We start from the raw sequence: 21,339 nt of genomic DNA, 5'->3' as shown, positions 1-21,339 counted from the left end.
ATTATCAAAACTTTCATGAACGTCAACCAAATTTTTTATAATTATTATTATATCATTAACATTATTAAAATTAACATTTCTTTAAAATATTTATTATATTCAAAAAGATGTAGAGGTTGTATAACAAAAAAACAAAATTGTTAAAAAGAATATTAAAAAAATAAACAAAAAACAAAAGATTAAATCAAAAAACTTTAAACAAAATTATTCAAAAATTAAATTTTAACATAAAATTTATATATTTTGTAATTTATAATGATTATACATGATAAATATATGGAGGAGAATTAATGATTGAAATTCGTTTTCATGGAAGAGGTGGACAAGGTTCCGTAACTGCCGCTGAAATTTTGGCAAAAGCAGCTTTCAAAGACGGAAAATATGTTCAGGCTTTCCCATTTTTTGGAGTTGAACGTAGAGGAGCTCCAGTAATGGCTTTCACAAGAATTGATGACAAGCCAATTGATTTAAGATATCAAGTATATAGTCCAGACTATGTATTAGTTTTAGATGATGGATTATTAAATGTAGTAGATGTATTTTCAGGAATTAAAGACAATACCGAAGTTACTATTAATACTGAAACTTTTGAAGGAAGTGGAGCACATAAAGTCCACAGTATTGACGCAACTGGAATTGCATTAGACATGTTAGGTCGTAACATTGTAAATACTATTATTTTAGGATATTTTGCTAAGAAAACCCAAGCAGTAACAATAGACTCACTTCTTGAAGTGATTGCAGAAACATTCCCAGGCAAAGTTGGTGAATTAAACGTTGAAGCTACCAGAAAAGCTTATGATATGGGATGAGGGTGATTAATATGGTAAGTATAGGATGTGTAATTAAAAACCCAGGTAATACAAGAAATAATAAAACTGGAAGTTGGAGAACTTTCAAACCGGTTTTAGATAAAGAAAAATGTATCGATTGTGATAATTGTATTATTTTTTGTCCAGATGCTAGTGTAAACAAACAACATGATATTGATTACGATTTCTGTAAAGGATGTGGAATTTGTGCATACGAATGTCCTTCAGATGCAATCGAGATGATAAAAGAATAAAGAGAGTGATTAGATGGTAAAAGAAGTAATGACCTCAAATAAAGCAGTTGCAGAGGCTGTAAGATTAGCAAAACCACAAGTTATTCCTGTTTATCCAATTACTCCACAAACTACAATTTCAGAATATTTGGCACAATACGTTGCTGATGAAAAAATTGACGCCAAATATGTTAAAGTAGAATCCGAACACAGTGCAATAAGTGCTGCTGTTGGAGCCAGTGGCGCTGGAGTAAGAGTATTTACAGCAACATCTTCACAAGGATTAATGTTAATGCACGAAATTTTATTTGCAGCAGCAGGTATGAGAACACCGTTCGTATTAGCTGACGCAAACAGAGCAATTTCTGCTCCTTTAAACATTTGGAATGACCAACAAGACTCCATTGCACAAAGAGATGCTGGATGGTTACAAATTTATGTTGAAAATGCACAGGAAGCATTGGATACCACTTTAATGGCTTATAAAATTTCAGAAAACAAAGATGTATTGCTTCCATCAATGGTATGTCTAGATGGATTTATTTTGACACACACTGTTGAACCTGTAGAAATTCCGGATCAAGAAAGTGTAGATAAGTTTTTACCTCCATACGTTCCAGAACATGCATACCTTGATCCAAAAGAGCCAATGTCAATTGGTAACTTTGCTGATCCTGAATATTATACTGAAGCAAGATATGCAATGGAAGTTGCAATGAACAACTCAATTGAAGTTATTCAAAAAACCTGCGATGAATTTGCAGAAATCTTTGGAAGACAATATGGACTTGTTGAACCATATAAAACCGAAGACGCAGAAATAATATTTGTTGCAATGGGATCACTTTGCAGTACAATCAGAGTAATTGTAGACCAATTAAGAGAACAAGGCGAAAAAGTAGGTTTACTTAAAATTAGAGCTTACAGACCATTCCCAGTAGAAGCAATAAAAGAAGCAGTAAAAGATTGTGAAAAAATAGCTGTTATCGATAAAAACTTCTCATTTGGAATTGGCGGAGCACTTTATGCTGATATGAAAGTTAAAATCGATAAGGAAATATATGGATTCATTGCCGGTTTAGGTGGAAGGGACATTACCCCAGAATTCATATTAGAAGCATATGAAAAAACCAAAGTGCCAGAAAAAGATGTCACTTGGATTGGACTTAAGGAGGAATAGATATGGTAGATATACCTGATAAAGATTTATTAGCACCAGGACACAGAGGATGTGCTGGTTGTGGAGCATCTATTGGTGTAAAATTAGCTCTTAATGCTTTAGGCGAAAATACTGTAGCTATTTCTGCTACAGGTTGTCTTGAAGTTATGACTACACCATACCCAGAATCTGCATGGGAAGTTCCATTTATTCATGTAGCATTTGAAAACTCAGGTGCTGTTGCATCCGGTGTTGAAGCTGCATTAAGAATACAAGGAAAAGAAGATGTAAATGTTGTTGCTTTCGGTGGTGACGGAGGAACTGTAGATATCGGTTTACAATCCCTTTCAGGAGCTATGGAAAGAGGACACAATATGCTGTACATCTGTTACGATAACGAAGCATATATGAATACAGGTATTCAAAGAAGTGGAGCAACTCCATTTGGTGCATCAACCACTACTTCACCAAAAGGTAGTGCAAGTTTCGGAGAAGACAGACCTAAAAAAGACATGCCTATGATTATGGCAGCTCATGGAATTCCATATGTGGCTACCGCATCAATTGCATACCCAGAAGACTTTGTAAACAAAGTTAAAAAAGCAGCTTCAATTAAAGGACCTGCTTACATCCACTTACAACAACCATGTACAACTGGTTGGGGATATCCTTCTGAAAAAACAATTGAAATGGGCAGATTAGCTGTAGAAACTGGATCTTGGATATTATACGAAATTGAAAATGGTGAATTCAACATTACTTTTACACCTGAAGAAAGAAAACCTGTAAAAGAATATTTATCACCACAAAAAAGATTCAAACATCTAGAAGAAGAGCAAATCGAAAAAATACAAAAATTCGTAGACGCACAATGTAGTGAATTAGGATTATAGGAGGAAAACTATGGAAAAAATTTCCGTAAACAGCAATATCTGTGATGGATGTCTCAACTGTGAAAATATGTGTGCATCTGTCCATACTGCATCTAGAATAAAAATCATAGAACATAAATCCTCCTTCTATGGTATTGTATGTCAACACTGTGAAAGTGCACCATGTATCAAAATCTGTCCGACAGATGCAATCAGTGACGAAAAAGTAGACACTGAGAAATGTATCGGTTGTGGATTATGTGTAATGGTCTGTCCATTCGGTGCAATGACATATACCGCAAGTATCGCTGAAAAATGTGACCTTTGTGCTGATAGGGAAGAAGGCCCCGCATGTATTAAAGCATGTACTAAAAGAGCCATTTCTGTCGTTGATCCTGCAAAAATTAAAGCTAAAAACCAGGAAAAATATATTGCTAAACTTGCAGGATTATATGAACCTGACAGCAAAAAAGGGGGATTTGTTCACGTTATTACAAGTCAAGCCAGAGCTAGATTAGTTCTGGATGAATAGGAATATTTCTATGAACTGTTTAAACTGTACAACTTGTGAAAGTGATTGTCAACTCAAAGAAGTTGACACACCTTCTTTATTTTGTATGAACTGCCAACCATCCGAAGCACCATGTATAAAAAAATGTCCAAATAATGCTTTTGAAGTATTGGGCGGAGCTATTACCATTAATGAAGAGAAATGTGATAAATGCAAGGAATGTGAAAGCATCTGTCCTATTGGAGCCATACAGATTTAACTAATTTTAAATATTTTAAAAGCCAAAAATAGTATTAATTAAATTTTAAAAGGTTTTTATTTTGATTACTAAAGATACGATTAGAGATAAAGTTTATGAACTTTATAAAGAAGCAGTCATTGTTCTTGGTGATGATGTTAAAAAATCACTCAAAGATGCTCTTGAAATAGAAGAACATGATTTGGCCAGATTGAATATTGAAGCTATTTTAAAAAATATAGAACTTGCAGAAGAAAAAGGAATTCCAATGTGTCAGGATACCGGTTTACCAGTTGTTTTTGTAAAGCTTGGAAATGTTGAAGTGGAAAACTTGCGTCAGGGAATAGAGGAAGGAATCAAAAAAGCAACAAAAGAAGTTCCTATAAGGCCGAATATTGTTGATCCATTATCCCGTAAAAATACCAACATTAATGTGGGAGATTATATCCCTCCAATAGACATTGAACTTATTGATGAGGATTATCTTGAAATTACAATATTGCCTAAAGGATTCGGATCTGAAAACAACAATGCGCTTAAAATGGCACTTCCTGCAGAAGGAATTGAAGGAATAAAAGAGTTTGTTGTTGAATCCGTTTTAAAAGCCAAAGGAAAACCTTGCCCTCCAACAGTAGTTGGCGTAGGTATTGGCGGAACATCCGATTTATGTTTAAAATTGGGTAAAAAGGCCTTGCTTGGAAAAGTTGGTGAAAGAAACCCCGACCCAGAAATAGCTAAATTAGAAGAAGAGATTTTAGAAGAAATTAATGCTTCAGGAATCGGACCAATGGGGCTTGGCGGTAAAACAACCACATTAGACGTTAAAATCCTAAAAGCACATACTCATACCGCAGGCTTGCCTATTGGAGTATGTATCCAATGTTGGGCAGACAGACATGCAACCGGAAGAATCTATGATAATTAGATTCTTTTTTTCTAATTTTTTAAAATTTTGTTACTACATGTACATGAGATAAAATATTACATTACTTTTTTTATTGTCAAACATTAATTTGAACTGTGCGATTAATTAAAATGCATAATTAAAAGATAAGTATCATTTTAAATACAAGAAAAATAAATAATTCGCATAGTAAAAGAAAAGCATATTATTACAATTGTTCTCTGAAACTACGCGGAGTGGTTGGTCTTGGAATATTTTCATGAAACTCAATAGCTACATCCTTAATTTCAACAGAAATATCACCAATACGATCAAATGCTTTAATAACTCTGAATAAATAAATGAAATAGTTAGAACGCTCTTTTTCGTCAAATGAACTTTCCGCCATTTGAGTTGCAATCAAATTAATAGCTTTAGACTGAAGAATATGTAATGATTCCTCCAATTCCATAATATCATCTTTTAGCTCAGTACGACCCTCTAAAAAAGTAAGCATTGCTAAACGAAGTATTTTTTGAGCAGTTTTATACATTTTCTTTAATTTTTTAAGAATTGACTCATTTACTTCATAAATATCATTAATAACAAATTTTGCAATATGGCCACAATAATCACCAATACGTTCCAAATCATATGCCACTTCATTATATAAAACAGATTTGGAAAACTCAGGACGTTGATTAATGCTGATTATAGTTTCAACAGAAGTTCTTATTTTTTCAACCATATTGTTAGTAGCATAATCCATTTCTAAAGCCCTTTTTGCTTTATTCTCATCATATTCTAGAAAAGCATCAAAAGAAGCTTCAATTTGAGAATGAACATGTTTGGCCATATTAGCTAGCATATCATTAATTAAAACATTACCCGAAACATCTTTTTTACTTACATATTGACCTAACGATTCGGCAACATTCTCATAGCTTTTCATATCTATCATGTAAGCTCTTTTAATGGTGCCATCCTTAATTAACGGCTGTATTAATTGAGTAACATATCTGCGTGAAATCCCCAAACGCTGAGCTATTTCATCCTGCGTTTCCGGATTTTCATACAAAATTAAATCCAAAACTTCCATTAATGTTTTATTTTTCTTTGCCATAATATCTATTTTTTAAAATCGTCCAGCAAATCATTGGATTCAAATTGGAAATCATTAGCGGATTCATTGAATCTTTTTCTAGATTGAGTACGATTGCTTCTTTGAGCATTACTTCTATGGTGAACTTGATTTGACTCCAAATTATGAGAAGCATTTCTTCTATGATGGACCTGCTTTAACTCCAAATCATCCAAATCACGAGAAGCATTTCTTCTACGATAAGTCTGTTTTAACTCCAAATCATCCAAATTTCTATTACCATTAATTTTTATAGGACTGATATCCTTGTCAGAATTTCTTGTAGATGATAAAATACTATGAATTACATAGATTAATAATAAAAATGCAATCAAAGCAATTGGAAAATCAACATAGGAATATACGAAATGGAAAACTTCTGAAACAGAACTTCCAAAATCTGAAAATCCTCTTGCTAGAAACATTAATCCGATTAATAATATTATTATACCATCAGTTTTTTTGACATGGTTTCCTTTTATAACAAACGGATAAGCGCACATGACCACCAAAGATAAACCTAAAATCCTATACAGATTATTAGCTGCAACACCCTGAATGGACAGATAAATGTTTAAAAATATGTTAGGCAAGAATCCCCATTCAGAAAGGAATGCTAGAATCAACAATAACTGGATTATCAAGATTACAATTAATGGAAATACATAAGCGACATCCCATTCAAAATTTGCAGAAATCTTTGCATTTTCAACAGGTTTTTCCAGAACTTCCAAAAATACATTATAAAGAACAGATGATAAAACTGATCCTATAATAGTACCTGTAACTCCTAAAAATATTGTTGTAACAGCAACAAATGCTGAAATACATCCCACTAAAATAATCTTTGAATGATTCAAATTATCACCTGATAAAAATTAAATTCAATAAACGTATATAATAAATATCTTTTAAAATATTTAAATATTTTTATTCCAATACTGAAATGCTTCATGAAAGACTTATTTAATTTGTATCTCATGAAAAATTATTTTAAATAAAAATAAATAAAATAAAAAAGACATTAGGCCAAATAACTTCTTTTAATGATAAAATTTATAAAACAAACACTTTAAAAAATGTTGAAATTATGAAAAAATAGCCTAAGCCTTAGGGGGGATTCGAACCCCCGACTTCCACCTTACCAAGGTGGCGCTCTACCGCCTGAGCCACTAAGGCATAATCGAGAATACTGAGAAAAAATCATGTAAAATAATAGTGCAGGAGAAGGGATTCGAACCCTCGAAGGCCTATGCCAGAGGATCTTAAGTCCTCCCCCTTTGGCCGCTCGGGCACCCCTGCATACACTATAAATGTTTGTCTTTATAATATATAAATGTTTGGTTTTAATACAGTGATATTTTGAAATTTTAAAAAACACTATTTAAATATTAGTAAAATGAAATATTAAAATAGTTATATTGAAATTATTTTTATTAAAAAATTTAATCGTGGTGTAGTACATTGATGATTATAGATATGGAAGAATGTGGAATATGTGAAGATTGCATTGACGTCTGTATGGAAGAGGCAATCACAAAAAAAGCATATAAAGTAATTATTGACCCAGACAAATGCGATTCATGCGGAGAGTGTGTCGACGTTTGTCCTGTTGGTGCGATTTATGAAGAATGATCAGATATGAAAATAAAATTTACTTTAGTCGATTATGCGATTATAATTTTAGTAATATGTGCAATAATATTTGCATTTATTCATATTACATCAAATGATGATACAGTTAATGAAAGTACTTCCTATGATTCTTCAACGTTGAATAAAATTGCTGAGAAATATTTAACTTATTATAGGCAAGGTTATATTGTAAATACAACCGTTAACGGATTTAATGCTACAGATGGAAAACCGGTTACATTGACAGGAAACATTAAATGGCTGGATGACGATAGGGGAAGTAATGTGAAGGCTCTTGTTAACTCAAACGGAAGTGATTACATCGTAGGACTTTATAATCACGTTCCTAATGCAGATGTTTATATCAACAGTATGACCTTAGAAATGAATGGGGATAAATATTCCAATCTGACGGAAATTAAAGTTAATCCTAAAAATATTACATCAGTTAACGATTTAGTATCAGGAATATCCAATGATACTGAATACGAGATTACAACAACAATTACTCTCGATTCCATTGACGGTACAAAAATGCAAGAAATAACTAATGCATTGTTCAAAAATGATGGAAGAATTTCATTTAAAGGATCAAATACTGGTATAACTGACCAAATAAATGTTGTTAGAGCCACAAGCACTGAAATATCAGAAATTAGTCAAATTCTTGATAACTTTAATGGAATTACGAATGAAATAACCATAAGGATTTATAACTGCAGTGATAATGACATCAACACCATTAAAAATAATTATGATGTTGTAAATATCCAAAAATTCTAAGTTGTGTGATTTATGAGCTTCATTTATTCAAAATTAACATCTTTTATAAATTTAATAAATGATGAATTTCATAAATCCTTTTTATTCACAACAATTTTTTCAATTTTAGCTTTTATAGAAAATCAGTGGGTTAACAGCTTTTTTAAAGGATTATATCCTAGTGAGAATTTTTTAGGCTTTTTGAAAAAGAACAATATTTTGAAAAATCATGTTTTTAATCCTTTGATTGTTCTTGTTGTTTTTGCTGCATTTTTAGTATTATCGTTAAGCCCTATTTCTAATAGTTTGACTGTAACGCTAATCATTGCATTCCTTTTCTTTTTTATTGGTGCTACAATACTGCCCAGATTTTTTTTAAATGACATGAAAAGCGTTTTAACTTTTAAAAGAAAAGACATTTATTCAATAGGATTCTGTCTGATTTTAGTAAGTATTGCATTCTTCTTCATAAGCATTGCATCTGTTGGTGGAATCCCTATTTTAAAACCGTCAATAAGATACCTATTAAAGCCAGCATTTACAATGCCCGTATTTTTGATAATTCCCGGAACTTGCATTTTAGCAAGCGTTTATTTAAAGGATTATCAGGACCAGTTAATAACCCGTTCACAGGTCAGATTCAGATTCCTCGTACTGCTTGTAATTGATGTTGGTCTTTTATTGACTTTAGGCTACAGGACACCACTGCTTGCAGCACTGCTCCTCTTAATTATCCTTGGATATTATGGAGACATAATAGCTGTATGGGAAGTTGTTCTTGGAGGACTTGTTGGAGTTGGTGCAATAATTGGAATAGGATACTTCAGATCACTCCATGAATTGACCGTGAGTAAGGCAATTGATCCCTTTTACACCCTTAAAAGCAGAGCAGACTTTACTTTGCATGTATTGAACTTACTTGATATTATCGGAGGAAACTTCGGTACGACACACGGCCAGTTACTTGCAAGCACAATACCTGGAAGTGAACTTGGACCTAGAATGATGGTGGGCAAGCTAATTGCATGGAGAACAGAAGTTACAGTAACTCCAACATTAATCGGACAGATGGTGGCTGATTTTGGAAAAGTTGGTGTTGCAGTCGAGATGTGTCTTTTAGGATTTGTTTTAGGAATCGGATTTAAGATAGTGCAGAAAACAAAAGACTATTTCTATATTGGGCTTTACAGTTTAATTTTAACTTACACCATTTTAGGTGTTGAAACCGGAATTCTAGATATCCAAGTTTTATTCTATTTTGCTGTAGCTATTTTTATTTACTTTACAATAATTTTGAAATCTATCTTTAATTAGTATTACTAATATTAAAAAAATTATGTTACCAGTATTACGAAAGTATTACTAAACCTTAGAAAAAGAAAGAAAAAGTATTACTTTAATAATCTTTATATAATAAAAATAGTATACTCTATTAATGTCAAGGAAAATTGAGATGTATTCATTAATCTTTTTGAAATATATTCCCTTAAACTTGATATTTTCTAAAAAAAGTATTACTTTTAGGAAGAACAATTTTGAAAATAAGTAATACTTAATTTAATTGGAGGAAAAAATAAATGCATATACCTGACGGATTTATCCCATTTTGGCAATGCGCAATATACTACATCATTTTAATCGTAGCATTGTACTTTGCAAGTAAATGGGCAAGACAAAACCTTGATGAGAAACGTATTCCTCTCTTAGCAGTTCTTGCAGCAGGTATTTTTGCTATAATGTCAATGAACATGCCAATTCCATTTGGAACAAGTGGACATATGGTTGGTGGAGCATTAGTAGCGATTATATTCTGTGCGCCTGAAGCAGCTGTTCTTGTATTTACCGTTGTATTAATCATTCAAGCATTAGTATTCGGAGATGGTGGAATAACTGCTCTTGGAGCAAATGTATTGAACATGGCTATAATCGGAGGATGTACTGGATTATTCACATTCAAAGCATTAAAAGGAACACTTGGAATCTACGCATCAGCCGGTATTGGTGCATGGTTAGCAACTGTAGTTGCAGCGCTAGCTTGTGCAATTGAAATGGCGATTGCTGGAACATTCCCATTAACAGTAGGAATTGCTTCAATGGTAACTTACCACATGTTTATCGGAATAATTGAAGCAGTATTAACTGTAATTGTTTTAATGGCTTTAGATAAATTTAGACCAGATCTTTTGATTTGGAATAAAAATAAAGTAGAAGGAGGAGAATAAAATGGATCAACGTGACAAAACATTGATAGTCGTTGCAATTATAATTTGCGTAATAATCTGTTGTCTTGCTCCTTTTATTGCATCAGGAGACCCTGATGGATTAGAAAAATCTGCAGAAGATGCAGGTGTTAGCGAAGAAAAAGCGATAGTAGTTATCGCTCCCCCGTTCCCGGACTACACCTTTGAACCTCTTGAATCTATTGGTGAAGTAGGTGTTCTCATTTTAGGTGCTATATTAACACTTATATGCGGATGGGGAATTGCAGAAATTGTAAAAAGAAGAAGTTAATTTAACTTCTATCTTTTTATACTATTTTTTACATAATAATATTACTTAATTTAATAAAAATTCTTAGAGAAATAATATGGCAGATATTACAAAAGCACTTAATTTAGACGAATTGGCTTCAAAAGATAGTCCCATACATAATTTAGATGGAAGAATAAAACTAATATCTGCAATTTTGATTATTGTCATTGCTGCTTTTTCAAATAACATTTTTATACCTATTGTTTTAGAAATCTTTTTGCTGATTGTTATTAAAATAGCTAAACTATCATATGCTGATTCATTTAAAAGAATTGCATTATTGCTTCCATTTGGAGGAGCAATAATTATTTTTCAACCTTTCATTCATCCAGGAAATGTTTTATGGTCATATTCCTGGATTACAGTAACTGATACCGGATTAAACTGGGCAATATTATTGATTTGCAGAATGATTGTTTCACTAACATCAATTGTAATTTTATCTTCTACAAGCCCAATGCAGCAGATTGTTGCTTCATTTAGAAGATTGAAAATGCCTAAAGATTTAGCAATGATTTTAAGTATTATGGTTAGATTTTTATTTGTGTTCATTGATGAACTGGCGGCGATTAGAAAATCCCAAAAATCAAGAAACTTCCATATACACTCCAAATTGACTCCATACAAATGGAGAGTAAAGCAAGTTGGTTATTCAGTAGCCATGATGTTTGTTAAATCATATGAACAAGGTGAAAGAGTTTATAAAAGTATGATTAGCCGTGGATTTTCAGACAAATCCGACCTATTCAATGAAAAGACATCACTTGAAAAGTCAGACTACATATACATAGGCACCATAATAGCATTAGTTATTATATTGCAAATAATTTTAATTAAATATTCAAATCACTTAGGATTCTTTGCGGAGAACTTATCTATAAATTAATGAGGCTGAATTGAAATGAATGAAGTACATCTATCAATAAAAAACTTAAGTTACACATACCCGGATGGGACCCATGCACTAAAAAATATTAATATGGAAATTTTAAAAGGGCAAAAGGTTGCAATAATGGGACCGAACGGAGCTGGAAAATCAACATTATTTTCTCATTTTAATGGATTGACCGAACCTAAATCAGGATATCTTGAAATAGATGGAAAGAAAATGGAATATGATAAAAATAGTCTTTTGGAAGTTAGACAAAAGGTAGGTATTGTATTTCAAGACCCAAATGACCAGCTATTTGCACCAACAGTAAAAGAAGATGTTGCATTCGGCCCAATGAATTTAGGATTAAGCTACGAAGAAGTAGAAAAACGTGTGAATGAAGCGTTAGAACTAGTTGGAATGGAAAAATTTAAGGATAAGACACCACACCATTTAAGTGGAGGCCAACAAAAAAGAGTTGCAATTGCCGGAATAATCGCCATGAAACCTGAAATAATGATACTTGACGAACCGACAGCAGGCCTAGATCCACAGGGTGTTGATAAGGTATTGGATATTTTAAATAACTTGAATAAAGATGGTATGAGTATTGTAATATCATCACATGATATAGAAATGGTAAATGGATTTGCCGAAAAAATATTTGTTTTAAATGAAGGAGAAATTCTTGCAAGTGGTGATAAGCAGGAAATATTTTCCGATAAAGAATTATTAAAAAAAGCTCATCTAAAAGCACCTATAACAACTGAAATTTTATATCAACTTAAAGAAAAAGGCTTTGACGTTGATACAACAAAAATAAATATAAATGAAGTCGTAGAAGAAATAATAAAAATGAAAAAAAGTTAATTTGTTGATTTTCTATTTTTAAATCTTTCCTTAAGTTTAACTATAAACTCAAATTCCTCTTCAAATTCCGGATGGTTTCCAAAGCCACAGTTTGGACAGTGCACCTGATTACAGTTATCGTGCTTTCCACAATTTGAACATCCACGGTTTTCCAACGAATTCTCATCAAATTCGAAACCGCACATCCTACATTTCATAGATAACACCACAAAAAATAGTTAAAAAAAATAAAGGAAAAAATTGAAGCTATTCTACTTCAATATTTTCAGCTTCTTCTTTACGAAGACAAACATCATATCCTTTAACACTCATTTCAATAGGATTTCCCAAAGTAGCTACTTTTTTAACAGTAATTTTAGCGCCTTTAACAAAACCCATTCCCAATAAGTGTCTTCTTAAATCAATATCCCCTGTTTTGTGATATTTAACAAGAGTTACTGTTTCACCAGGTTTTGTGTCTTTTAAGGTTTTCATTTTATCACGTTTCAATAATTAAAATAAATTTTTAGGCATACAAAATTTATTTTTAGGTATACTTAACTTTATGAAAAGTATTATATAAATATTTAGTTTTGACTAAAAATTTAAAAAATGACAATTAGAAAAACTAATCATCATTACAACTTTTCTTATCCGAATCCCATTAATCCTCCAACTTGGAAAATTAAGAAAGATACAATATATGCAGTCACTAAAGTAATACCACACATAATTAATGGCCATTTAAAGCCGTTTGTTTCCTGTTTGATTGCACCGATAGCTGCGAAACATGGAATATACAATAGTGTAAATACCATGAATGAGAATGAAGATAGTGGTGTGAATGTATCATGGATTAATGACGTGATTCCCTCTTCATCATCCTCTTCCATACCTGCTAATGTACCAAATGTTGCAACTACAACTTCTTTAGCGGCTAATCCAGCAATAATAGCTACAGCTGCTTGCCAGGTTCCAAATCCTAAAGGAGCGAAAATTGGAGCAATAAAACCACCAATCATACCTAAAACACTTTGTTGAGATCCATATTCAACACCCAATGGGAAAGTACTTAAAATCCATAAGACAATTGAACAGACAAGGATAATAGTACCTGCTTTTCTTAAGAATCCTTTTACTTTTTCCCAAGTGTGTAATAATACACCTTTTACGGAAGGAACTTTATATGTTGGAAGTTCCATAACAAACGGTGCAGACATTCCTTTGAATATAGTTCTTTTAAGAATAGCTGCAACGAGCAATGCAACAACAACACCAATAACATACATCAATGTTACCATAAGAGCCTGATTTTCAGGGAAAAATGCTGCAACAAAAATTGCATAAATTGGTGCTCTGGCAGTACAGGACATGAATGGAACAAGCATCATAGCCAATAAACGGTCAGATTCATTTTCCATTGTTCTGGTAGCCATAATAGCCGGTACACCACAACCGAATCCTAAAATCATAGGGATGAATGCTTTACCATGAAGACCCACTAGCTTATGCATAACAATATCCAATGTGAATGCTGCTCTTGCTAGATAACCACAGTCCTCTAAAATACTTAAGAATAAAAACATCAGAACAATAATCGGAAGGAATACGAGAACACCACCTACTCCACCAATAATACCGTCACAGATGAATGAAGCTAAATATTCATTAGGAATAAATCCTGCTACAGACTCGGCTAAATAGATAAATCCATCATCAATCATCCCTTGGAAAGGAGCACTTATTGTATATGTTAAATGGAACATTAAAAACATTATTCCCAAGAAAATGAAAGGAGCTAAAAGTCTATTTGTAACAATTTTATCAATTTTATCAGTAGTTGTTTCTTTTTCCACAGCAGGTCTTTGAACTGCTTCTTTCATTAATCCACTGATAAATGCATATCTTGCATTTGCTATTACTTCTTCTGCACCTTCATCAAAAATATCAATGAGATGTTTACTTACTTTATCAACTTCCATCATGATTTTCGAACTCATGCTGGATTGTTGAACTTTTTGAATTACAATACTGTCTTTTTCCAATAACTTTATTGCAGTCCATATAGATGGAACATCAAGTAAAGATTTGTCCTGTTCTATAAGAGCTTGAAGATCACTCAAATGTTCCCTTAATTCATCACCATAAGATAATTTTGCACTTGAATCAATAGGATTTGCCGCTGCCTTTTCAACAGTGGTCAATAATTCATCAAAACCATCTTTGTTTTTTGCATTAACTTCTATTACAGGAAAACCCAATAGTTCACTCATTAGTTTAATATTAATGATATGATCTTTTTTCTTTGCAAAATCATTCATGTTAAGAGCCAAAACAAGATTAGCCCCCAATTCCATCATTTGAACTGTTAAGTACAAATTACGTTCTAGATTAGCTGCATCAACTACGTTAATAATTACATCAGAATCATCATCTACAATGAAATCCCTTGATACGATTTCTTCCATAGAATGAGCACTTAATGCATAATTACCCGGCAAGTCAACAATGTCATATTCATAATCTCCATGCTTGAAACTACCTTCTGCCCTTTCGACAGTTTTTCCAGGCCAGTTTCCGACATGCTGACGCATACCAGTTAATTGATTGAATACTGTAGTTTTACCCACATTCGGGTTTCCAGCCAATCCTACAATCAATTCTTTCATTAACCATTCTCCCTTAATTTATATTGAAAAAAAGATTATTAAGAAATAAAATCTTAATAGCCCCCATTTCTTATAAAAAAATCATTTTAGTTTAAGTTTCAACCAACTTTAAAAATCCGAAAATTAGGCTAACCTAAACATAGATAAAATTTTAATTTTTATTCTATTTAAATGTTTAGGCATACCAAATTATTAAAAGTTTTAGGCATACCTAAAAAAATGAGAAACTTTATATACTAAGATAAACTACATTAGAAATAGTGATAAAAAATTAGGTAGGCCTAAATATCTAATTTAATATTACTAATGTGTTATTGGTTAAAAACCATATACTACACTCCGATTGTTATTAAATTAGTTTATCTCTCTTTTCTAATTTAATAAAAAGCATATAACTACTCTCAAGAAATTAAATATGATCATCATATTTAATTTCACCTATTTATAGTGATTTTAATATGAACAGATGATGAAAATGGCAAACAGAAAAAAATGCTGTGAAGCAGATAAGGAAACAAATACCGTAAAAAGAATTTTTAAAAAAATCTGGACCTTTTTCTTTGGATGTAACTGCCACTGAAATTATCAATTATTACATCCGATTTTCTAATTTTAACTTAACCGCTTATTTTATCTAAATAATTTAAATAATAATAAAATAAAATACATTATTAATAAAAGAAATGTAGGTAGCTAGCATGAATAGGCGGAAAAAAATAATTATTGCAATAATAATTGTTCTCCTCATAGGAATAATTACGATTATTGCAGGCGTTCTTTTCATTAATACCGGAGGCGATTTAGCTTCAGGAAATGGAAATATTTTAGTTTGTGCGATAGATGAAAGTGAACCAAGACCGGGTATGGGTGCTTGTGATATGGCATTCATTGTAAGGCTGCAAAATGGAGAAATAAAAAATTATACTGCAATTTATCCTCATGGAATGACACACCCAAATGCATCTGAACCGGCAGAAGCCCAAGCTCAAGGAGCAGGACCCAAATTATTACTCCACGATTCATTCTGGAGCAGTGATAATGAAAAATCAATGAAACTTGCAAAAGAAATCGTTGAATATCAAACCAAAACCCCAATAGATGCAGTTGTTGCAATTAACAGTAAAGGACTGGATGGAATACTGGATGCCGCATCCCCATTAAACATTAATGGAACCAAAGTAAATGCAAGCGGTATTGACATCATTCGTGAAGAACAATCAAGCGGTGGAGAATCAAGAGGAGATGCCGTGCTGGATATTGTACGTGCAGCTGCAGAATCAGCCACCAATCCAGATAAAAAAACAGCGATGATTAACGTCGCACTGAATCAATACTCCAAAGGAAACATTGTGATGACACCGCAAGGTTCTTTTGTTGGTCTTCTTGCAACAAAAGGTATTGAAAATATACTTCATTGAAAAAAAACCTAATTTAATAGATTTTAAATCTATTAAATATTAGGTTCTAATTTTTTAACAAACAATCCCATAACCACCACAATCATAGGGAATAGACCCACATACATCATCATTATCAAATTTGAAGGAATAATGTCCCCCATAACTGTAGAAGCCGCCATCAGCATTATCAGCAATATTACCGGAGCTAAAATTGCAACAAATGTGTAAATTAATATAAATGCATTTAATCTTTGAGAATAATCCTTAAGCTTCACATGCATGTCAAAGGAAATGTCATCAGCAATAATCTCTAAGCTATTGGCCAGATTTCCACCAACACGTAGTGTTCCGACAATTTGCTGAACCGCCCTTGAAAGTCCATCGGAATTAATGCGCTTAGACATTTCCAGAAGGGCATTTTCAGTTGACCTCCCGTATCTGACCTGTTCCAAAACTCTTGTCAATTCACGGGAAAAAGATCCGTAATTGGCATTAGCTACAGTAATTAACGTATCATGCAGCCCCTTTCCGGATTTTAGTTCAATACCCATATGACGTAAAGCATAAGGCAATTCCTGGTTTAAATCATTGAACTGTCTTTTTTGTTTAATTTGAGGAAAAAACTTAATGAAAATATAAAGCATTGCCATCAAAACAAAAAACATTAAAGCAATTTCCAAACCTAAAAAGACCAGTAAAAGCAAAGCAAACACAATCAAAATTGCCAAAACCTTTTTAGATAAAAAATTATTAAGAAAAACACTCCTGAAATCCTCAAAAGAAGTATTTTCCTCTTTCAGATTTTGAATCTGTGAAATGTCAAATGCCCTCGGATTACTTTCTTTATTAAATTTAAATGAAGGAATTTTGAAGTTAATGATGAAATCATAAATTACCAGAACCGCATTTCCCACATTAATAAACAGTTTATCAAACATTGGCTCACACCTTATTTATAATCTGATTCAATACATTTTGAGGATTTTTATAATATAATTCCAGAACCGCCTGAACGCCTTCAACGGAACGGATGTCGTGATTAATCATATGCTCCAAAACAAGTTGCCTGTTACCAATTTCCTTATATAAATCATTTAAAGTTCTTCCACTTAACTTAGCAATCTCAGTTAATGTTTTTGAAGCGACACTGACATTTTCTATTTTATCTGTTTCCGGATTCCATTCAAATATCTTATTTAACTGAACTGTACCTTCTTCTATACCTGCAATTTCTGCAACTTCACTGATTCTTCTGTATGAGACACCGTCTGGTCTGTATATTCTGTTTTGCATGATAATAAAATCAATTGCAGTAATCATAATTTCCGGAACGGACATCGGTTCATTGGTAAGGCGAGTAATGGTTTCTCTTGCATCATTGGAGTGAAGTGTTCCAAATCCCGAATGCCCCGTATTTAATGCAGTGAATAATGTTATTGCCTCATTTGCACGGACCTCACCGACGATTATTCTATCTGGCCTTTGTCTTAAGGAATTTTTCACCAGATCATTCATTGTCAACTCCCCACGATTTTCCGTGTTGGAAGGCCTTGTTTCCATGCGTATAACGTGTTCATGAGGGATTTGAAGTTCCAATGTATCCTCAATAGTGATGATTCTTTCCTTTGGATTGATTAAAGAAGTTAATGCATTCAGGGTTGTTGTTTTACCGGAACTGGTACCGCCGGAGATAATTGCATTAGCTGATTTTACACCCAAACCATCAAAGCACAGCCAGAAAAATGCTGCAAGTTCAATTGAAATCGTGTTGAATTTAATCAAATCAATGATGGTTAAGGGATCTTTTTTGAATTTACGTATGGTTAATGAAGGTCCGTCTGCAGAAACTGGAGGAATCGTAGCGTTAATTCTTGAACCATCCATCAGTCTTCCATCAAGGATTGGGGACTCCTGGTCTATTCTCCGGTTAATCTGTCTTGCCATTACATCTATAAGGTCTGTCAATTCCTCCTCATCCTTAAAAACAATGTTGGTTTTCATCATCCCGTATTTTCTGTGATATACAAAAACGGGTTTATTAATGCCGATAACCATAATCTCTTCCAAATCATCGTCATGAATTAACGGGTCAATCTGGCCGTATCCCACTATATCCTGAAGCAACTTTTGAGCCAAGGAGTCGATATATTCCTTTGACATATTACCTGATTCAAAAGACAGTCTTGAAAGCAGAAAATTTTTGATATCGTTGAATAATTTATTCTCATTAAGCTGAAAGTTCTCACCAGTAGAAATTGCTAAATCCACAAGGTTTTCCCTAATTTCAGATAATAATACTTCTTCTTGAGGAGTGTATTTCTGTTTAAATACTTCATATGTTTGTATTAGGTTATTAGTGCTTTTTACTTCGTTCATTTAATCACCGTTTTTTGAAATTTTTTGTAAAAATAGTATTTGTAATACTTATTAATAAATTTTTATTACGAGTGAAATTATAATTATAAAGTAAAATCAATATTAAAATATGACGGGAAAATGTAGTTGTGGCAATAACTGTTACACAAGCTTTGAAAATTTAAGCCAGAAAATTGAAAAATTGCATGAATGCGAAAAATGTGAAGACATACAGATTAAAAAATTCAGCCCCTTAAAGGACGTAGTTGATTTTGATGAATTGAACGCAGAATATAAAAGATGTGAATGCGGTAAAAGACCATTGGACATTGTAATGAGCCATATTTTAAAAATAATGATGGAAGAAGAAATAGTGAGTGAGAAAGCTTCTCTTAGGCGAAACAGTCCCGTACCATTAAGTGAGTTTTATTACAGCAGTCTAAATCCCCAATTCATTAATGAAAAGACATTAATATTGCTGCATCCGGATTTCACCCCAAAAGTAAGTGAAAGATTACTAAAAGAAGTGCCTGAAGTAAAAGGAGTGATGAAAGGAAGTCCTACCGAAACTGTCGGACAGCTTAATAAAAACAGTGAAATAAATCATTTCGAACTTCTAGATGGATGCGACATGCAGACAAACGTCATGAGAACCTTACTTGGTGAAAAAATAATAATCAACAAACATCAAAGCAAACACCACATAGAAGTGGCACCTACAACAGAATCAAAGCTCGTCAAACTACACAACTATCTGAAAAATAATGAAATTGAACAGGGCACAGCAATTGATGCAATGTGTGGCAGTGGTGCAATAGGAACCTACCTGTTAAAATATGGATTTGAAAAGGTAATATTTAATGACATTTATCCCGAAGCTATTGCCAACTTAAAGGAAACATTGGAAGTTAACGGAATAAAAGAAGGTTATGAAATACATAATGAGGCTTTTGAAGATTTGAAATGCGATAAAGTGGATTTATGTGTAATTGATTCGTTTCCAGGCGATGATGCAGAAGAAATAATAAAAAAAGCAGAAGAAATATCAGATAATGTATTAATTATCTAGATAAACATCTGCATATAGATTACAATGGCCGGAATAATCAGAACTCCCATCAAGTGAGATTTTCCAACTCCAAGATAATGAGGAAGCATTCCCATTGCAGTTGAAGTAATTAAAGCTAATATCATATAAGGAACAGGAGCTTCATAATAAAAAATGAAGATAAACAATATCAGAATTTGAAGCAGAATTACTCCTATTGACAGTTTTTTATAATCAACACCACCCATTAGTTTGGAAAAGGAATCCCCCAATTTCAATGCCAAAACCAGAGATACAGATACTGCTAAAAGAGAAGCAAAAATGTAGATTATTAAATGATTTAAAGACATTTCAGAAATTAAATAAGACATATATACTGCAATACCGCTTCGAGGATTTCCGATAATGTAAATTGCCATTAATGAAAAAAGACAATCCGAAATATTCAATCCGGAAGTTGCAAGCAAAAAATTGACAGTATCATCGTCATCATTATCGCTTGTACCACTTGCAGCCTGTGCAATGACCGTTCCCTGAGCCGGACCGAAACCTGGCAGAAAACCCAGTATGGCACCGGTGATTCCTCCGGCAAAAATACTTTTGAATTTGTTGAAATCAATGTTTAAATCATAAAATGAATTCTGATGAGGAAGGGTCGAATTATCATTTAAACTGAATAGAATCGTACTTATACCGAACAAACCTGAAAAAGTACACATTAATGTGACCCCAGATGAAATTGGAGTTTGAAAAATCGTCCATCCTAAAATTCCAGATAGTACAAACAACAAAAGAGACCACAAAAAGTCCCTATGATTACTTGTAAGGTTATAAGTCAAATAAATTGAAGCGAAAAGCAGAATCATCCAGGTGAATGGTTTGGATACTTCATGAAGCATTGGCAAAACAATGGAAAATATTGGAAGCATTAGAATTGTAACTAAAATAGCTCCAAAACCGCCGACACATACAATTCTTATAACTTCCTTTGCACGCCCCTGCAATACCATCCTGTGGCCTGGAAGTATGGATGTGGCCGTCCCTTCCTCGGGAACCCCCAAAAGCATTGAAGGAACGAATTCTATAAGCGCATGAGCGATTGACATTGCAACCATCAGTACACAAAGAAATTCCGGGCTTAAAAAAGTTAACAAGAATGTTGATGAGGCAAAAAGTATTGCTCCGGCCGTATTTACATGAATGCCTGGCACCATTCCCGTTGTTGTTCCTATTAATATTCCGATAAAACATGCAATTACTAAGTCAAACATAGATATTTTGTGAGTTAAAGTACTTTTTAAAGCTTGTTGAAGCCACTCGTAAAAATTGCTTTGAGTCAATAAGTTTTATATATAGATATACACAAAGT

Annotated in this window: 24 protein-coding genes and 2 tRNA genes; 16 read left to right on the top strand and 10 right to left on the bottom strand. The window is 32.9% G+C overall.

Going from position 1 to position 21,339, the window contains the following annotated elements:
• The first annotated feature begins 290 nt into the window (after positions 1-290).
• From ACKI44_RS10175 to ACKI44_RS10145, 7 genes are all read left to right on the top strand, one after another.
• Positions 291-812 carry a pyruvate ferredoxin oxidoreductase subunit gamma gene (locus tag ACKI44_RS10175; RefSeq protein ID WP_407424022.1) on the top strand — a complete coding sequence of 174 codons (522 nt, stop codon included), beginning with the start codon at positions 291-293 and terminating at the stop codon, positions 810-812.
• 11 nt (positions 813-823) lie between these two features.
• The gene (gene porD / locus ACKI44_RS10170) at positions 824-1,066 is read left to right on the top strand and encodes a pyruvate synthase subunit PorD (RefSeq protein ID WP_303736585.1); all 243 of its coding nucleotides are present in this window, start codon (positions 824-826) and stop codon (positions 1,064-1,066) included.
• Between the two features lie 13 nt (positions 1,067-1,079).
• Positions 1,080-2,225, top strand: coding sequence for a pyruvate synthase subunit PorA (gene porA / locus ACKI44_RS10165; RefSeq protein ID WP_407424020.1), 1,146 nt, complete (start codon positions 1,080-1,082; stop codon positions 2,223-2,225).
• A gap of 2 nt (positions 2,226-2,227) precedes the next feature.
• Entirely contained in the window at positions 2,228-3,097 is an 870-nt protein-coding gene (porB, locus tag ACKI44_RS10160; RefSeq protein ID WP_407424018.1) for a pyruvate synthase subunit PorB, read from the top strand.
• A 10-nt stretch (positions 3,098-3,107) separates the two neighbouring features.
• A complete protein-coding gene (locus ACKI44_RS10155) occupies positions 3,108-3,608 on the top strand; it encodes a 4Fe-4S dicluster domain-containing protein (protein WP_407424016.1) in 501 nt (166 codons plus the stop codon).
• Between the two features lie 10 nt (positions 3,609-3,618).
• Positions 3,619-3,846 (top strand): 4Fe-4S binding protein, encoded by a 228-nt coding sequence (locus ACKI44_RS10150; RefSeq protein ID WP_407424014.1) that lies wholly within the window; start codon positions 3,619-3,621, stop codon positions 3,844-3,846.
• A 61-nt stretch (positions 3,847-3,907) separates the two neighbouring features.
• Positions 3,908-4,750 (top strand): fumarate hydratase, encoded by an 843-nt coding sequence (locus ACKI44_RS10145; protein WP_407424012.1) that lies wholly within the window; start codon positions 3,908-3,910, stop codon positions 4,748-4,750.
• Positions 4,751-4,937: 187 nt separating this feature from the next.
• On the opposite strand, the gene ACKI44_RS10140 is transcribed toward ACKI44_RS10145, so the two are convergent.
• The 4 genes from ACKI44_RS10140 to ACKI44_RS10125 form a co-directional block, all read right to left on the bottom strand.
• Positions 4,938-5,831 carry a PhoU domain-containing protein gene (locus tag ACKI44_RS10140; RefSeq protein WP_407424010.1) on the bottom strand — a complete coding sequence of 298 codons (894 nt, stop codon included), beginning with the start codon at positions 5,829-5,831 and terminating at the stop codon, positions 4,938-4,940.
• Positions 5,832-5,836: 5 nt separating this feature from the next.
• Complete coding sequence (locus ACKI44_RS10135; protein ID WP_407424008.1) at positions 5,837-6,709, bottom strand: hypothetical protein; 873 nt, start codon at positions 6,707-6,709, stop codon at positions 5,837-5,839.
• A gap of 246 nt (positions 6,710-6,955) precedes the next feature.
• Positions 6,956-7,028 (bottom strand) — tRNA-Thr (locus tag ACKI44_RS10130).
• A 40-nt stretch (positions 7,029-7,068) separates the two neighbouring features.
• A tRNA-Leu gene (locus tag ACKI44_RS10125) sits at positions 7,069-7,151 on the bottom strand.
• A gap of 165 nt (positions 7,152-7,316) precedes the next feature.
• On the opposite strand from ACKI44_RS10125, the gene ACKI44_RS10120 reads away from it, so the two are divergent.
• From ACKI44_RS10120 to ACKI44_RS10090, 7 genes are all read left to right on the top strand, one after another.
• Entirely contained in the window at positions 7,317-7,484 is a 168-nt protein-coding gene (locus ACKI44_RS10120; RefSeq protein WP_058738535.1) for a 4Fe-4S dicluster domain-containing protein, read from the top strand.
• Between the two features lie 6 nt (positions 7,485-7,490).
• The gene (locus ACKI44_RS10115; protein ID WP_407424006.1) at positions 7,491-8,267 is read left to right on the top strand and encodes an adhesin; all 777 of its coding nucleotides are present in this window, start codon (positions 7,491-7,493) and stop codon (positions 8,265-8,267) included.
• A 12-nt stretch (positions 8,268-8,279) separates the two neighbouring features.
• Positions 8,280-9,560 (top strand): oligosaccharide repeat unit polymerase family protein, encoded by a 1,281-nt coding sequence (locus ACKI44_RS10110; RefSeq protein ID WP_407424004.1) that lies wholly within the window; start codon positions 8,280-8,282, stop codon positions 9,558-9,560.
• A gap of 263 nt (positions 9,561-9,823) precedes the next feature.
• The gene (gene cbiM / locus ACKI44_RS10105) at positions 9,824-10,468 is read left to right on the top strand and encodes a cobalt transporter CbiM (protein WP_407424002.1); all 645 of its coding nucleotides are present in this window, start codon (positions 9,824-9,826) and stop codon (positions 10,466-10,468) included.
• A 1-nt stretch (position 10,469) separates the two neighbouring features.
• Entirely contained in the window at positions 10,470-10,757 is a 288-nt protein-coding gene (locus ACKI44_RS10100) for a PDGLE domain-containing protein (RefSeq protein WP_407424000.1), read from the top strand.
• Between the two features lie 76 nt (positions 10,758-10,833).
• On the top strand, positions 10,834-11,664 hold the full coding sequence (gene cbiQ / locus ACKI44_RS10095; RefSeq protein WP_407423998.1) for a cobalt ECF transporter T component CbiQ: 831 nt from the start codon (positions 10,834-10,836) through the stop codon (positions 11,662-11,664).
• A gap of 15 nt (positions 11,665-11,679) precedes the next feature.
• Positions 11,680-12,519: an energy-coupling factor ABC transporter ATP-binding protein gene (locus tag ACKI44_RS10090; RefSeq protein WP_407423996.1), complete on the top strand. Its 840-nt coding sequence runs from the start codon at positions 11,680-11,682 to the stop codon at positions 12,517-12,519.
• On the opposite strand, the gene ACKI44_RS10085 is transcribed toward ACKI44_RS10090, so the two are convergent.
• From ACKI44_RS10085 to feoB, 3 genes are all read right to left on the bottom strand, one after another.
• Positions 12,516-12,716, bottom strand: coding sequence for a hypothetical protein (locus tag ACKI44_RS10085; protein ID WP_407423994.1), 201 nt, complete (start codon positions 12,714-12,716; stop codon positions 12,516-12,518). The genes ACKI44_RS10090 and ACKI44_RS10085 overlap by 4 nt on opposite strands.
• A gap of 49 nt (positions 12,717-12,765) precedes the next feature.
• On the bottom strand, positions 12,766-12,993 hold the full coding sequence (locus ACKI44_RS10080; RefSeq protein ID WP_303736607.1) for a FeoA family protein: 228 nt from the start codon (positions 12,991-12,993) through the stop codon (positions 12,766-12,768).
• A gap of 155 nt (positions 12,994-13,148) precedes the next feature.
• Entirely contained in the window at positions 13,149-15,167 is a 2,019-nt protein-coding gene (gene feoB, locus ACKI44_RS10075) for a ferrous iron transport protein B (RefSeq protein ID WP_407423992.1), read from the bottom strand.
• 698 nt (positions 15,168-15,865) lie between these two features.
• On the opposite strand from feoB, the gene ACKI44_RS10070 reads away from it, so the two are divergent.
• On the top strand, positions 15,866-16,585 hold the full coding sequence (locus tag ACKI44_RS10070; RefSeq protein WP_407423990.1) for a DUF4012 domain-containing protein: 720 nt from the start codon (positions 15,866-15,868) through the stop codon (positions 16,583-16,585).
• 32 nt (positions 16,586-16,617) lie between these two features.
• Here the strand turns inward: ACKI44_RS10070 and ACKI44_RS10065 are convergent, their stop codons facing one another.
• Both ACKI44_RS10065 and ACKI44_RS10060 read right to left on the bottom strand, forming a co-directional pair.
• Positions 16,618-17,505, bottom strand: a complete 888-nt coding sequence (locus ACKI44_RS10065) for a type II secretion system F family protein (RefSeq protein WP_407423988.1) — start codon at positions 17,503-17,505, stop codon at positions 16,618-16,620.
• A 4-nt stretch (positions 17,506-17,509) separates the two neighbouring features.
• Positions 17,510-18,943 (bottom strand): CpaF family protein, encoded by a 1,434-nt coding sequence (locus ACKI44_RS10060; RefSeq protein ID WP_407423986.1) that lies wholly within the window; start codon positions 18,941-18,943, stop codon positions 17,510-17,512.
• 109 nt (positions 18,944-19,052) lie between these two features.
• Here ACKI44_RS10060 and ACKI44_RS10055 point away from each other — a divergent pair, with 109 nt between their 5' ends.
• Positions 19,053-19,991 carry a methyltransferase gene (locus ACKI44_RS10055; RefSeq protein ID WP_407423984.1) on the top strand — a complete coding sequence of 313 codons (939 nt, stop codon included), beginning with the start codon at positions 19,053-19,055 and terminating at the stop codon, positions 19,989-19,991.
• Here ACKI44_RS10055 and ACKI44_RS10050 read toward each other — a convergent pair.
• Positions 19,988-21,241 (bottom strand): tripartite tricarboxylate transporter permease, encoded by a 1,254-nt coding sequence (locus tag ACKI44_RS10050; RefSeq protein ID WP_407423982.1) that lies wholly within the window; start codon positions 21,239-21,241, stop codon positions 19,988-19,990. The two genes, ACKI44_RS10055 and ACKI44_RS10050, sit on opposite strands and share 4 nt — an antisense overlap.
• Positions 21,242-21,339: the final 98 nt, after the last annotated feature.

This window comes from Methanobrevibacter sp. (genome assembly GCF_045646205.1).
In the GTDB taxonomy this organism is placed as follows: Archaea; Methanobacteriota; Methanobacteria; order Methanobacteriales; family Methanobacteriaceae; genus Methanocatella.
Note: the sequence above shows the minus strand (reverse complement) of the source record. Positions and strands in the feature narration are given on the sequence as shown.